This window comes from Solicola gregarius, assembly GCF_025790165.1.
GTDB lineage: Bacteria > Actinomycetota > Actinomycetes > Propionibacteriales > Nocardioidaceae > Solicola > Solicola gregarius.
In genome coordinates this window covers 1744480-1758721 of sequence record NZ_CP094970.1, presented here as the reverse complement: position 1 = coordinate 1758721, position 14242 = coordinate 1744480, and the positions used below count along the sequence as shown (strand labels likewise).

Annotated in this window: 12 protein-coding genes; 11 read left to right on the top strand and 1 reads right to left on the bottom strand. The window is 68.4% G+C overall.

Going from position 1 to position 14242, the window contains the following annotated elements; all coding sequences use genetic code 11:
• The first annotated feature begins 76 nt into the window (after nucleotides 1-76).
• Genes pdhA through L0C25_RS08685 form a run of 4 tightly spaced genes read left to right on the top strand, consistent with a single transcriptional unit; the run spans nucleotide 77 to nucleotide 4406 of the window.
• On the top strand, nucleotides 77-1264 hold the full coding sequence (gene pdhA / locus L0C25_RS08700) for a pyruvate dehydrogenase (acetyl-transferring) E1 component subunit alpha (RefSeq protein WP_271636078.1): 1188 nt from the start codon (nucleotides 77-79) through the stop codon (nucleotides 1262-1264).
• Complete coding sequence (locus L0C25_RS08695) at nucleotides 1261-2235, top strand: alpha-ketoacid dehydrogenase subunit beta (protein WP_271636077.1); 975 nt, start codon at nucleotides 1261-1263, stop codon at nucleotides 2233-2235. Before pdhA ends, L0C25_RS08695 begins: the two co-directional genes overlap by 4 nt.
• 21 nt (nucleotides 2236-2256) lie before the next feature.
• Nucleotides 2257-3693 carry a dihydrolipoamide acetyltransferase family protein gene (locus tag L0C25_RS08690; RefSeq protein ID WP_271636076.1) on the top strand — a complete coding sequence of 479 codons (1437 nt, stop codon included), beginning with the start codon at nucleotides 2257-2259 and terminating at the stop codon, nucleotides 3691-3693.
• Between the two features lie 20 nt (nucleotides 3694-3713).
• Complete coding sequence (locus L0C25_RS08685; RefSeq protein ID WP_271636075.1) at nucleotides 3714-4406, top strand: DsbA family protein; 693 nt, start codon at nucleotides 3714-3716, stop codon at nucleotides 4404-4406.
• Nucleotides 4407-4574: 168 nt separating this feature from the next.
• On the opposite strand, the gene L0C25_RS08680 is transcribed toward L0C25_RS08685, so the two are convergent.
• Entirely contained in the window at nucleotides 4575-5981 is a 1407-nt protein-coding gene (locus tag L0C25_RS08680) for an MFS transporter (protein WP_271636074.1), read from the bottom strand.
• Between the two features lie 161 nt (nucleotides 5982-6142).
• On the opposite strand from L0C25_RS08680, the gene L0C25_RS08675 reads away from it, so the two are divergent.
• The 7 genes from L0C25_RS08675 (at nucleotide 6143) to L0C25_RS08645 (ending at nucleotide 14224) form a co-directional block, all read left to right on the top strand.
• Nucleotides 6143-6439: a metal-sensitive transcriptional regulator gene (locus L0C25_RS08675; RefSeq protein ID WP_271636073.1), complete on the top strand. Its 297-nt coding sequence runs from the start codon at nucleotides 6143-6145 to the stop codon at nucleotides 6437-6439.
• A gap of 28 nt (nucleotides 6440-6467) precedes the next feature.
• On the top strand, nucleotides 6468-6692 hold the full coding sequence (locus tag L0C25_RS08670) for a heavy-metal-associated domain-containing protein (protein WP_271636072.1): 225 nt from the start codon (nucleotides 6468-6470) through the stop codon (nucleotides 6690-6692).
• Nucleotides 6693-6705: 13 nt separating this feature from the next.
• Nucleotides 6706-7671 carry a hypothetical protein gene (locus L0C25_RS08665; RefSeq protein ID WP_271636071.1) on the top strand — a complete coding sequence of 322 codons (966 nt, stop codon included), beginning with the start codon at nucleotides 6706-6708 and terminating at the stop codon, nucleotides 7669-7671.
• Nucleotides 7672-7701: 30 nt separating this feature from the next.
• Entirely contained in the window at nucleotides 7702-9999 is a 2298-nt protein-coding gene (locus tag L0C25_RS08660; RefSeq protein ID WP_271636070.1) for a heavy metal translocating P-type ATPase, read from the top strand.
• A 13-nt stretch (nucleotides 10000-10012) separates the two neighbouring features.
• Nucleotides 10013-12082, top strand: a complete 2070-nt coding sequence (locus L0C25_RS08655) for a copper-translocating P-type ATPase (protein WP_271636069.1) — start codon at nucleotides 10013-10015, stop codon at nucleotides 12080-12082.
• A gap of 169 nt (nucleotides 12083-12251) precedes the next feature.
• The gene (locus L0C25_RS08650) at nucleotides 12252-12890 is read left to right on the top strand and encodes a GntR family transcriptional regulator (protein ID WP_271636068.1); all 639 of its coding nucleotides are present in this window, start codon (nucleotides 12252-12254) and stop codon (nucleotides 12888-12890) included.
• 5 nt (nucleotides 12891-12895) lie between these two features.
• Nucleotides 12896-14224 (top strand): MFS transporter, encoded by a 1329-nt coding sequence (locus L0C25_RS08645; RefSeq protein ID WP_271636067.1) that lies wholly within the window; start codon nucleotides 12896-12898, stop codon nucleotides 14222-14224.
• Nucleotides 14225-14242: the final 18 nt, after the last annotated feature.

Here is a 14242-nt window from a genome sequence, read left to right as displayed (position 1 = left end):
CACCCTTAGCGGAGGCGGAGTGTGGATGCTCCCGCCGGCTGCGGAGACCCCGCAGGCCACGACACCAGGAGTGCCTATGAGCAACGACCTGCCCGCACCTGAAGTGGGTGCCGAGAAGCTTGGGGCCGTTTTCGGACCGGCCTCGGCCGACGACCAGCACGATCTCGTGCAGCTCCTCACGCCCGAGGGTGAGCGCGTCGAGCACAACGAGTTCGCCTTCGACGGCGACGACGAGACCATCAAGGGCTTCTACCGCGATCTGGTCCTGACCCGGCGCATCGACGTCGAGGCGACCTCGCTGCAGCGGCAGGGAGAGTTGGGCATCTGGGCCCAGCTGCTCGGCCAGGAGGCCGCGCAGATCGGTTCGGGCCGGGCCCTCGAACCGCAGGACATGGCGTTCCCGACGTACCGCGAGCACGGTGTGGCCTGGTGCCGCGGCGTCGACCCGCTGGCGTTGCTCGGCCTGTTCCGCGGTGTCGATCACGGCAACTGGAACCCCGCCGACAAGAACTTCGCGCTCTACACGATCGTCATCGGCGCACAGGCCCTGCACGCCACCGGTTATGGCATGGGTCAGCTGCGCGACGGTGTCGTCGGTACGGGCGACCCCGGCCGCGATGAGGCGACGATCGCGTACTTCGGTGACGGCGCGACGAGCCAGGGCGACGTCAACGAGGCGTTCATCTGGGCCAGCGTGGCGCAGGCGCCGGTCGTCTTCTTCTGCCAGAACAACCAGTGGGCGATCTCGGAGCCGATCGAGCGCCAGACGCGCATCCCGCTGTACCAGCGCGCGCTCGGTTTCGGGTTCCCGGGCGTACGTGTCGACGGCAACGACGTGCTCGCGTGTCACGCCGTGACCAAGGCCGCGCTGCAGCGTGCTCGGGAGGGCAGCGGTCCGACGTTCGTCGAGGCGTATACGTACCGGATGGGCGCGCACACCACCACCGACGACCCCACTCGCTACCGGCTGTCGACCGATCTCGAGCACTGGAAGCTGAAGGATCCCATCGAGCGCGTACGCGCGTACCTCACCCGCCACGCCGGAGCTGACGAGAGCTTCTTCGCAGACGTCGAGGGCGAGGCCGACGAGGTCGCGAAGCGGTTGCGCACCGGCTGCCGCGCGCTGCCGGAGCCGCAGATCCTCGACATCTTCGACCAGGTGTACGCGGAGCAGACCGACGAGCTCGCGGCCGAGCGCGACGCGTACGCGGCGTACCTCTCGACCTTCTCCGACGACCACAACACGGCGGAGGTCGTGTCATGAGCCAGACCACGTTGAGCAAGGCCATCACCAACGGCCTGCGCGCCTCGATGGAGGACGACGCGAAGGTGCTCGTGATGGGTGAGGACGTCGGCAAGCTCGGCGGTGTCTTCCGGGTCACCGACGGTCTGCAGAAGGACTTCGGCGAGGACCGCGTCATCGACACCCCGCTCGCCGAGTCGGGCATCCTGGGCACTGCGGTCGGGCTCGCCATGCGCGGCTACCGGCCGGTGTGCGAGATCCAGTTCGACGGCTTCGTCTACCCGGCGTACGACCAGATCGTCAGCCAGGTCGCGAAGATCCACTTCCGCAGCAAGGGCAAGGTGCCCATGCCGATCGTGGTGCGGATACCGTTCGGCGGCGGCTTCGGGGGCGTCGAGCACCACTCGGAGAGCCCGGAGGCGCAGTTCGCGCACACGCCCGGCCTCAAGGTGGTGGCGTGCTCGAACCCGGTCGACGCGTACTTCATGATCCAGCAGGCGATTCGCGCCGATGACCCGGTGATCTTCCTGGAGCCGAAGGCACGTTACTGGGAGAAGGCCGAGATCGACGTCGACGCGACGCCGGCTCCGCTGTTCTCGTCGCGCGTCGTACGCGAGGGCACCGATGCCACCGTGCTCGCGTACGGGCCGACGATGAAGACCGCCCTGCAGTCCGCGGCGACCGCCGAGCAGGACGGCGTGAGCGTCGAGGTGATCGACCTGCGTACGCTCTCGCCGCTCGACATGCGACCGGTCTATGAGTCGGTACGCAAGACGGGCCGCGCCGTCGTCGTTCACGAGGCGCACACGAACCTCGGCATCGGAGCCGAGGTGGCTGCGCGCATCACCGAGAACTGCTTCTACTCGCTGGAGGCACCTGTCCTCCGCGTCGGTGGTTTCGATACCCCCTACCCGGCCAGCCGGATCGAGGAGGAGTACCTCCCCGATCTCGACCGGATCCTCGACGCCGTCGACCGCACCCGGTCGTACTGACCCACCGACAAGGAGAAGTTCGTGGCACAAGAGTTCAAGCTGCCCGACGTCGGCGAGGGCCTGACCGAGGCGGAGATCGTGAGCTGGAAGGTCAAGGCCGGCGACACCGTCGCGGTCAACGACATCATTGTCGAGATCGAGACGGCCAAGTCGCTCGTCGAGCTGCCGAGCCCGTACGACGGCACGGTCGCCGCGCTGCTGGTGGCCGAGGGCGAGACGGTCGATGTCGGCAAGCCGATCATCGCGGTGTCGACGGCCGACGATCCCGCCGCTGACGATGGCGCGCAGCGCGGGGAGGGTGATCCCTACATCCACCTTGCAGACAAGGCGAAGACGGACGAGATCGACATGTCCAACCCGGCCGCGACCGGTGGCAGCGAGAAGCAGATGCTCGTCGGCACCGGTCCGAAGGAGGCGGCGACCAAACGTCGGGCGCGGCGTACGGCGGCGACCGCGACGGCGCAGGCCGACGTACAGCAAGCGTTCTCGACCGCACCCGCTCCGGCGCCCGAGCTCCCGGTCGAGCAGGCGGAGGAGAGCGTCCCAGCGGCTCCGCAGCCGACCGTGCCGACGGGCCCCCGCCTTCGGGCGCTCGCCAAGCCGCCCGTACGCAAGCTGGCGAAGGACCTCGGCGTCGACCTGACGACCCTCACGCCGAGCGGCGAGGGCGGAGTCGTGACCCGCGCCGACGTCGAGGCCTACGCCGCCGGGGCACAGGCGCCGACAGCGCCACCGGTGGCCAGCGCGACCGGCGACGTGCGGGTTCCGATCAAGGGCGTCCGCAAGATGACGGCGCAGGCGATGGTCCAGTCGGCGTTCACCGCGCCGCACGTCACCGAGTGGCTGACGCTCGACGTCACGAAGACGATGGAGCTCGTCGAGTCGCTCAAGGGGCGCCGCGAGTTCGCCGACGTACGAGTCTCGCCGCTGCTGGTCCTGGCTAAGGCCGTGTGCCTCGCCGTCCGGCGTACGCCAGAGCTCAACGCGGCATGGGATGACGCGGCCCAAGAGATCGTGCTGAAGCGGGCCGTCAACCTCGGCATCGCGGCGGCGACCCCACGAGGACTCGTCGTACCGAACATCAAGGGCGCCGACTCGATGTCGCTCGTCGAGATCGCGACCGCGCTCGGCGAGCTGGTCGCCACGGCGCGCGCGGGGCGTACCAAGCCGGCAGAGATGTCTGGAGGCAGCTTCACCATCACCAACGTCGGAGTCTTCGGCGTCGACGCGGGCACACCGATCCTGAATCCGGGCGAGTCCGGAATCCTCGCGTTCGGGGCGATCAAGAAGCAGCCCTGGGTGGTCGAGGGGCCCGACGGCGACCGTATCGAGCCCCGATATGTGACCACGCTGGCGCTCTCGTTCGACCATCGCATCGTCGACGGTGAGCAGGGGTCGCGTTTCCTCGCCGACATCGGCGCACTGCTCGCCGACCCCGCAACCGCGTTGCTGTACTGAGCGGGTGGCAGAGTGAGGGCATGACCCGTCTGCTGCGTGGCCTCGGCCTGCTCGGCGTCGGCTGCCTGCTGGCGGCTTGCGGCTCGGCCGAGGACGTTGTCGGTGCATCGTCGCCGGACGACGCGCAGACGGATGCCTCCTCGAATGCCGCGCTCACCGACAAGGGCGGAGTCGTCGTCAGCGGCACCGACGTCTCCGACGATGCCGATGACGCCGACTCCGCTGTCGAGGTCGTCATCTACGAGGACTTCCAGTGTCCGTACTGCGCTCAGCTGGAGGAGTCGAGCGCCGACTTCCTGGAGGAGCAGCTGGGCGACGGCGCCGTCACCGTCGAGTACCGCATCGTCTCCTTTCTCGACGGTGCGAGCACGAACGAGTACTCCAGCAGGGCGGCCAACGCCGCACTCTGCGTCTTCGACGGCGCCGGACCCCGCGCGTTCTACGAATTCCACGCGACCCTGTACGACAATCAGCCCGAGGAGGGCAGTGCCGGGCCTGAGGACGCGCAGCTCGCGACGTACGCGAGCGACGCCGGCGCCGACGTCGACGACTGCATCACCGACGACGCGATGGGCGATCAGGTGGTGAAGTCGACCCAACAGATGACCGCCGAGGGTGTGACGGGTACGCCGGCCGTGTTCGTCGACGGCGAAGCGGTCGAGCTCACCAGCGAGACGTCCCTCCAGGAAGCGATCGAAGCCGCCATCGGGTAGGCCCCTTCGCCTCATTCCGCGCCGAGGTACGCGGTCCTGCCAATAGGGCACCTCTTATTGGCAGGACCGCGTACCTCGGCCGTCATGGCGAGTCGCGTCAATGCCCGCCGCAAGCCATCGCGGATTACGTCCGCAACACCGAGTGGGCGCGATTGTGCGTACCGTCGCTCACTCCCGCCGCGATCCGCGAAGTGTTGCCGCAGCGGTGATCGCACCGATGAGGGCGATCGCGCCGGCACCGATGAACGCCGCCGAGAACCCGTCGGTCAGTGCCGCGGGCCGGCCGAGTTCATCTGCACCGTACGCAGCCGCCACCGCGGTCACCGCGGCGAGCCCGATCGCCGACCCGACCTGGTAGCTGGTGTTGACGATTCCCGATGCCAGGCCGCCTTCCTCGGGCCGTGCGCTGGAGATCGCCGTCCCGAGCGACGGGATGAAGGCCAGCGACATTCCGAGGGCCGCGACGAGCGACGCCGGGAGGACGTCGACCCAGAAGTTGCCGTCGGGCCGGATCCGGGAGAGCCATGCCATCCCGGCCGCGAGGAGGAGCATTCCGGCGACGATCATGACCTTCGGTCCGAAGCGGGTCATGAGACGTGGCGCGAGGACGACCATCCCCACCATGATCAACCCGGTCATGGGTAGCAACGCCGCACCGCTCGGGAATGCGCTGTAGCCCAGCACCTGCTGCAGATAGAGGTTGAGGAAGAACCACATGGGAATCCAGGCGCCGCCGAGCAGCAGCTGCGCGAGATTTGCGGCGCCGAGGTTCGGTGTGCGGAAGATGCTTAACCGCATCAGGGGTTCGCGCAGCGTCGCCTGCAATGCGAGGAAGATTCCGATCAGCACGACGGCCGCGGCGAGAACGATCCAGGTTTCGACCGAGCCCCAGCCGACCTCGGGTGCGCGGACGATCGCGTAGACGCCTGTGCCGACGCCCGTCGTGACGGTGACGGCACCGAGGATGTCGATCGACCCCCGGCGCGCTCCGCCGGCCGGCATTAGGGCCGGTGTCACGGCCAGCGCGATGATCGCGATCGGGACATTCAGGTAGAACACCCACGGCCAGGACAGGTACTCCGTTATCGCGCCGCCGAGGAAGACCCCGGCAGTGCCACCGGCGGGTGCTGCAGCGCCGTAGATCGCGAGCGCCTTCGTGAGCCGACGCGGCTCGGATCCGAACAGCATCATCAGCAGGGTGAGTGCCGAGGGCGCGATCAATGCGGCGCCGGCGCCCTGCACCGCGCGACCGGCGAGCTCGACCTCCACGGTTCCGGCGGCTCCGGCGAGGACCGAGCCGACGAGGAGGACGAGCCAGCCGGCACTGAACATCCGGCGGGCGCCGAACAGGTCTGACAGGCGTCCGCCGAGCAGGAGCAGCCCGCCGAACGCGACGACGTACGCATTGAAGACCCAGGAGAGATTCTCCTGGGTGAAGCCGAGATCGTGCTGAATCTCGGGCAAGGCAACGCCGATGATCGACGTGTCCATGATGACCATGAACTGTGCGGCGGCAATGAGCAGTAGCGCCGGTCCACCGCGTGCCGTTGTGGGTGGTGACGTGGTTGAGGACATGGTGCGAGCTCCGTCTCTGTGTGCTTGGTCGGCCGTCGCGGATCCTCCGGCTGGGGACCGCTAGTTGACGTTAATACCCTAGGGGGGTACTGTATTCCGTGTTCGCACAAATACCTAGCGGGGGTATGGTGTTGGCGATCCGACAAAGCAAGGAGTGGCAGATGGACGAGCATGCGACGCACGGGTACATCGGTAACAAGGACGACTACCTGAAGCGGCTACGACGGATCGAGGGTCAGGCCCGCGGCCTGCAGCGGATGGTCGAGGACGAGAAGTACTGCATCGACATCCTCACCCAGGTGTCTGCGATGACGAAGGCACTGCAGTCCGTCTCGCTCGGGCTGCTCGACGAGCACCTCAACCACTGCGTACGCGATGCCGCCGCCAGCGGCGGACCCGAGGCCGACGAGAAGATCAAGGAAGCCTCCGACGCGATCGCACGACTCGTCCGCTCCTGACCAACGACGACACGAGAGGCACACCACCATGAGCGACAACTTCACCGCGAACTACACCGTCACCGGCATGACCTGCGGACACTGCGTCGCGTCCGTCACCGAGGAGGTCACCGAGGTCCCGGGCGTCGTCGACGTCGACGTCGACCTGGGCAGTGGCGGGCTGACGGTCAGGAGCGACGCGCCGGTCAACGAGTCGACGATCCGCGAGGCGGTCGAGGAGGCGGGCTACCAGCTCGCGTCCTCGACGGCATGACGGTCGGTACCCGATGAACACCCCGACCAGGGTCACGGCATTCGTGATCGGTGTGGCAGCCGTGTTCGCCGCCGCGGCCGGCATCGGGACGGCCGTCGGGCCGCTCGACGACACGGCCGCCGCTACCGACGCGATGGGCGACCACGGCGGTGACGCGGGCGCCGGCCACAACGAGTCAGGTCATGGCACGGGTGCGTCCGGTGTCGAAGAGCTACCAGGAGGGCTCATGGTGTCGCAGTCCGGATACACGCTCGACCTCGAGCAGTCACACGTTCGGCCGGCGCGGAGCGTGCCGCTGCGGTTCCGAATCCTCGGCCCCGAGGGCGAGCCGGTCACGTCGTACACCAAGGAGCATGGCAAGGACCTGCACCTGATCGTGGTTCGCCGCGACATGGCCGGATATCAGCACGTTCATCCGACCCTCGGCTCCGACGGTACGTGGGCGGTCGATCTCGACCTGCCGACGGCGGGCGAGTACCGAGTGTTCGCGGACTTCGCGCCGGCCGGCGCAGAGGGAATCACGCTCGGTGCCGATCTCGCGGTCGAGGGGACGTACGAACCCCATACCCTGCCGGAGCCGACAGGCTCGACCCAGGTCGGCGACTACACCGTCACTCTCGACGGGAAGCTCGCGGTGGGCGAGAGCTCGCCGCTCACACTCTTGGTCAGCAGGAACGGCGAACCCGTCACCGACCTGCAGCCGTATCTGGAGGCGTACGGACATCTCGTCGCGCTTCGCGACGGCGACCTGGCGTACCTGCACGTCCATCCCGACGGCGCTCCGGACGATGGCGAGACCCGGCCCGGACCGAAGATCCGGTTCTTCGCGGAAGTTCCGTCGACGGGCAGCTACCGGCTGTTCCTCGACTTCAAGCACGGCGACGAGGTACGGACGGCCGAGTTCACGATGAACGCCGGCGCGGGTACGCAATCCCGATCCGGCGAGCACGGCAAAAGCCAACACGGTCACGGTCACTGACCGGTGCCGGGAAGCGACGAAGGAGGAGCGATGGTGGACCACGCGACGCCCACAACAGCGGTCGAACATGTCGATCTGACGATCGGCGGCATGACCTGCGCCTCCTGCGCGAACCGCATCGAGCGCAAGCTGAACAAGCTCGACGGCGTGACGGCGACGGTCAACTACGCGACCGAGAAGGCGCGCGTCGAGTACGCCTCAGACGTCTCGACCGATGAGTTGATCTCGGTGGTCGAGCAGGCGGGATACTCGGCGACGCCGCCGCCCGCGAAGTCCGGCGGCGACACGAATGCCCACCCCCGTGACGAGGCCGACGAGTCACTGCGCAGCCTGCGGCAGCGGCTGATCGTCTCGACCGTGCTCAGTGTCCCCGTGATCGCGATGGCGATGATCACCAAGCTCCAGTTCGACAACTGGCAGTGGCTTTCGCTGACGCTCGCCGCTCCCGTCGTCGTGTGGGGCGCCTGGCCGTTCCACAAGGCGGCGTGGACGAACCTGCGCCACGGCACGACCACGATGGACACCCTCATCTCGATGGGCACGATCGCCGCACTCGGCTGGTCGGTGTATGCGTTGTTCTGGGGCACGGCGGGAATGCCAGGCATGAGGCATCCGTTCGAGCTCACCATCGAGCGAAGCGACGGTTCGGGCAACATCTACTTCGAGGCCGCCGCCGGTGTCACGACGTTCATCCTCGCCGGCCGCTACTTCGAGGCCCGCGCGAAGCGCCATGCCGGCGCCGCACTGCGGGCGCTTCTCGAGCTCGGCGCCAAGGAGGTCTCGCTCCTGCGCGACGGTCGCGAGGAGCGTATCGACATCGAACGCCTCCAAGTCGGAGACCAGTTCGTCGTGAGGCCGGGCGAGAAGATAGCGACCGACGGGGTCATCGAAGAAGGCACGTCCGCGGTGGACGCATCGACGGTGACCGGCGAGTCCGTACCGGTAGAGGTCGGTGTCGGCGACGGCGTCATCGGCGCGACGGTCAATGCCGGTGGTCGCCTGGTCGTACGCGCAACGCGGATCGGTGCCGAGACGCAGCTCGCGCAGATGGCGAAGCTGGTGGAGGACGCACAGACCGGCAAGGCGCAGGCGCAACGTCTCGCCGACCGGATCTCCGGCATCTTCGTGCCGATCGTCATTGCACTATCGGTCGGCACGCTCGGGTTCTGGATCGGCGCCGACGGCGGTCTGTCCGCAGCCGTCACGGCAGCGGTCGCAGTGCTGATCATCGCGTGCCCGTGCGCGCTGGGTCTGGCGACGCCGACCGCGCTGATGGTCGGCACGGGTAGGGGTGCGCAGCTCGGCATCCTGATCAAGGGTCCCGAGGTGCTCGAGTCCACTCGGCGCGTCGACACGATCGTGCTCGACAAGACCGGAACCGTCACGACCGGCACCATGACGCTGCTCGACGTGATCGCCGACGCTGGCGAAGATCCGGATGAGATCGTACGCCTGGCGGGCGCACTCGAGGATGCGTCCGAGCATCCCATCGCACGCGCGATCGCGGCCGGCGCCGTCGGCCGCGTCGGTACGCTGCCCTCGGTCGAGGACTTCGCGAACGTCGAGGGCCTCGGCGTACAAGGGGTTGTCGACGGTCATGCGGTGCTGGTCGGGCGGGCGCGGCTGCTCACCGACTGGTCACAGCACCTGCCGTCGGAGTTGGCGCAGGCCATGGTCGAAGCCGAGAACTCCGGCCGGACGGCAGTGGCCGTCGGCTGGGACGGCGTGGCGCGTGGCGTACTCGTGGTCGCCGACGCGATCAAGCCGACGTCCGCCGAGGCGATCACGCGGTTCCGCGGCTTGGGCCTGAAGCCCGTTCTGCTCACTGGGGACAACGCCGCGGTTGCGCGTACGGTCGCCGCCGAGGTCGGCATCGACGAGGACGCGGTGATCGCCGAGGTCCTCCCGAAGGACAAGGTCGATGCCGTACGACGCCTGCAGGACGACGGTCGAGTCGTCGCGATGGTCGGTGACGGCGTCAACGACGCCGCCGCGCTGGCGCAGGCCGATCTCGGTCTCGCGATGGGCACCGGCACCGACGTGGCGATCGAGGCGAGCGATCTGACCCTCGTACGCGGAGATCTGCGGGTCGCCGCCGATGCCATCCGGCTGTCGCGGCGTACGTTGGCCACGATCAAGGGCAACCTGTTCTGGGCGTTCGCGTACAACGTCGCGGCGTTGCCGCTCGCCGCCGCCGGGCTGCTCAACCCGATGCTCGCCGGTGCCGCGATGGCGTTCTCCAGCGTCTTCGTGGTCTCGAACAGCCAACGGCTGCGCAGCTTCAAGGCACTGAGCGATGGTTCACCGATCTCGGGCGCGACGTCCTAACTGCTATGGAGCCATGATGGAACACGATCGCGACACCGTCGAAGACCAGGCGCCGCACCACGATGACCACGCTGCGCACGGAGGTCACGATCACGGCGGTCACGGCGACCACGCGGCGCAGTTCCGCGACCGGTTCTGGCTGAGCCTGATCCTCTCGATCCCGGTTGTGTTCTTCAGCCCGATGTTCGCCGACCTCCTCGGGTACGACCGGCCGAGCTTCACCGGCGCCGACTGGATCGCCCCGGTCCTCGGCACCGTCGTCTTCGCGTACGGGGGCCGGCCGTTCCTCACCGGCGGTTGGTCCGAGCTGCGCACGCGGCAGCCCGGGATGATGCTGCTGATCTCGATGGCGATAACGGTCGCCTTCATCGCCTCCTGGACCACCACACTCGAGGTCGGTGGCTTCGATCTCGACTTCTGGTGGGAGCTGGTGCTCCTGATCGACATCATGCTGCTCGGCCACTGGCTCGAGATGCGCGCGCTCGGCGCGGCCTCGGGCGCGCTCGACGCACTGGCGGCACTGCTTCCTGACGCTGCGGAGAGGATCGTCGACGGTCAACCGGTCGAGACCAGCATCGGCGACCTTTCCGTCGGCGATGTCGTCTTGGTGCGGTCCGGGGCTCGCGTACCCGCCGACGGCGCTGTCGTCGACGGTCGGGCGCACCTGGACGAGTCGATGATCACGGGAGAGTCAGCGACGGTACGACGCGGCGTCGGCGACCGAGTCGTCGCGGGTACGGTCGCGACGGACTCCGCCATTCGGGTCGAGATCGCCGCGGTGGGCGAGGAGACCGCGCTCGCCGGCATCCGGAGGCTCGTTGCAGATGCGCAGGCGTCGTCGTCGCGGGCACAGGCGCTCGCCGACCGTGCAGCCGCGCTGCTGTTCTACTTCGCGAGCATTGCCGCCGTCATCACGTTCGTCGCGTGGATGGCGCTCGGTGAGGCCGATGATGCGGTCACGCGGACCGTCACGGTGCTCGTCATCGCGTGCCCGCACGCGCTCGGGCTCGCGATCCCGTTGGTGATCGCGCTATCGACGGAGCGCGCCGCCGCGGCGGGCGTCCTCGTCAAGGATCGTCTCGCCCTCGAGCGGATGCGTACGGTCGATGTCGTGCTGTTCGACAAGACCGGCACGCTCACCAAGGGCGCGCATCAGGTCACCGACGTAGCGGTCAGCTCTGCTGCCGGCCTTACCCGCGATGAGGTCGTGTCGACTGCAGCGGCCGTGGAAGCCGACAGCGAGCACCCGCTCGCTCGCGCGATCGTCGCCGCTGCGGGTACGCGAGGCCGCCATCGGGTCGAGGCGTTCGAGTCCCGTTCGGGGCGTGGCGTATCGGCGCTCGTCGACGGTGTCCAGGTCGCGGTCGGGGGACCGGCGATGCTGCGAGAGACGGAGGCGCTCGTACCCGACGACGTCTCCGATGCGACCCGAACGTGGGTCGATCGCGGTGCAGCCGTCTTGTACGTCCTGCGGGCAGGCTCGGTGATCGGTGCGTTCGCGCTGGAGGACGCCGTACGCGAGGAGTCCCGGCAGGCGGTCGAGGCGCTGCACGCCCATGGCGTCAAGGTCGCGATGATCACCGGAGACGCCCATCAGGTGGCCGGCTCGGTCGCACGGCAGCTCGGCATCGACGAGGTGTTCGCGGAGGTACTGCCGGAGGACAAGGACGCCAAGGTTGCGGAGCTGCAGAATCGTGGCCTGAAGGTCGCGATGGTCGGCGACGGCGTCAACGATGCGCCCGCCCTCGCGCGGGCCGAGGTCGGTATCGCGATCGGGGCCGGTACCGACGTTGCGATCGAGTCGGCGGGCGTCGTGCTCGCCAGCAACGATCCGCGCGCGGTGCTGTCGGTGATCGACCTGTCCAAGGCGAGCTATCGCAAGATGGTCCAGAACCTCGCGTGGGCAACGGGCTACAACCTGTTCTCGGTGCCGCTCGCGGCCGGCGTACTCGCGTCGGTCGGGTTCGTACTGTCGCCCGCGGCCGGAGCGATCCTGATGTCGCTGTCGACCGTGGTGGTCGCCCTGAATGCACAGCTGCTGCGGCGAGTCGATCTGCGGCCGGTTGCACTGGCATCGCCATGACCCCGCATACCTTGGTGATCTCGCGACCGCCTTCGGTGGCACCCACGATTCGGCCCTGCCGGAACGCTCCGGCGGGGCAGATGCGTGCGGCTCAGCGCCCCCGCATGCGGTGAGCCTCACAGCGCTTCGGCGCGACAGAGGCGCGTGTTGCATTTAGGATAGATACATCATGCGTACATCTGCTCCCGACCGCGTGTACGACCACGTCAAAGCGGCGATCCTCGACGGCACGTACCCCGGCGGCGACCTGCTGACCGAGGGCGATCTCGCCGACGCCGTCGGCTGTTCGCGTACGCCTGTACGCGAAGGGCTGCTGCGTCTGCAGAGCGAGGGATTCGTCAAGCTCTACCCCAAGAAGGGTGCGCTCGTCGTACCTGTCACGGCCGAGGAGGCCGCGAACGTCTGGGAGGCTCGCGCCCTCGTCGAGGGCTGGGCGGCACCGCGCGCGTTCGAGCGCGGGGCCGAGATCGCCGACGAACTCGACGCACTGACCGAGCGGATGCGTGAGCACTTCGCGGCCGGTGACGCCGCGGCGTTCAGCGAGGCCGACCGTACGTTCCACGAGGTGATCGTCGCCGCGGCCGGCAATGCCGTGCTCACGCGGCTCTACCGCGGCCTCCGTGAGCGGCAGGTATGCATCAACACCAGGTCGATGCGGGCGTCGGCAGCGCGGATGGAGCAGGCCATCGACGATCATGCGCGGTTCGTGGCGCTGATCCGAGCCGACGACGCCGACGCGTTCGTCGAGCTCACCCGGCAACACCTCGATCGCGCCCGCCACAACATCAGTGAGCGGTCGGTCGCATGACGTCGATGACGACCGCCGCCCCCGAGGCGCGGTCCACGCGCCGCGCCGTGTCCGTGTGGGCAGCCGCGGTCGCGGTCTACCTGCTCGCGGTGTTCCACCGTTCCTCCCTGTCGGTCGCCGGCCTCATTGCGGCCGATCGCTTCGACATCAGCGCATCCCAGCTGTCGACGTTCACGATGATCCAGCTGCTCGTGTACGCGAGCATGCAGATTCCGGTCGGCCTGATGCTCGATCGGTTCGGGCCGCGCCGGATGCTCCTCGTCGGACTGAGCGTGCTCACCCTTGCCCAGCTCGGATTCGCCTTCGCGGGTACGTACCAAGCCGGCATCATCGCCCGGGTGTTCGTGGGTATGGGCGACGCGATGATCTTCATCAGCGTGCTGCGCCTGGTGAGCACCTGGTTCGCGCCGCTCCGGATCCCGGTCGTCACCCAGGTCACCGGGCTCGTCGGCCAGCTGGGCGCGGTCGCGGCCGCCGTGCCGATGACCATGGCGTTCCAGCGCTTCGGCTGGACCGACACCTACCTCGTGACGGCCGGCCTCGGCGTCGTCCTCGGCGCCTGGCTCTACCTGATCGTCCGCGACACCCCCGAGCAGCGAGTCGTACGCGGGCCGTCGATCTCGGCGCGCGCGGTTGTCGACGGGCTGCGCTCGTCGTGGCGGCAGCCGGGCACGCGGCTCGCGTTCTGGACCCACTTCAGCCTGCAGTACGGAGCCACCACGCTCGCGCTGCTGTGGGGATTCCCGTTCTTCGTACGCGGGCAGGGCGTTTCGGAGACGACCGCCGGCCTGCTACTCACGCTGTTGACCGTCGCCACCATGATCTCCGGCCCGATCGTCGGCGTACTCGTCGGACGTCGCCCGTTCCACCGCTCCACGCTCGTGCTGGTGATCCTCGCGTCACTGGTCGCAGCCTGGACCGCCGTGCTCGCCTGGCCGGGTCCGGCGCCCTTGTGGCTGCTCGTTCTCCTGGTCTGTGCCGTTGGTGTCGGCGGTCCGGGCTCGATGGTGGCGTTCGACTTCGCGCGTACGTTCAACCCGCCCGAGCGGTTGGGCAGCGCCACCGGAATCGTCAACCAGGGCGGCTTCATCGCCAGCCTGCTTTCGATCCTGGGCATCGGGCTCGTGCTCGACGTGCTGACGCCCGGCACCAGCAGCAACTACTCCGCGAGCTCGTTCACCTGGGCGATGTGCGTGCAGTACGTGCTGTGGACCATCGGCGCCACGCAGATCGTCCGCTACCGCCGCAAGGCACGTACCGACCTAGCCGAGCGTGACCCGCAGGCGTACGAGCAGCTCCGCTCGGGCGGCCGCGTACTCGCGCCGCAGCACTGAGCCACCGTGAGCCGCACG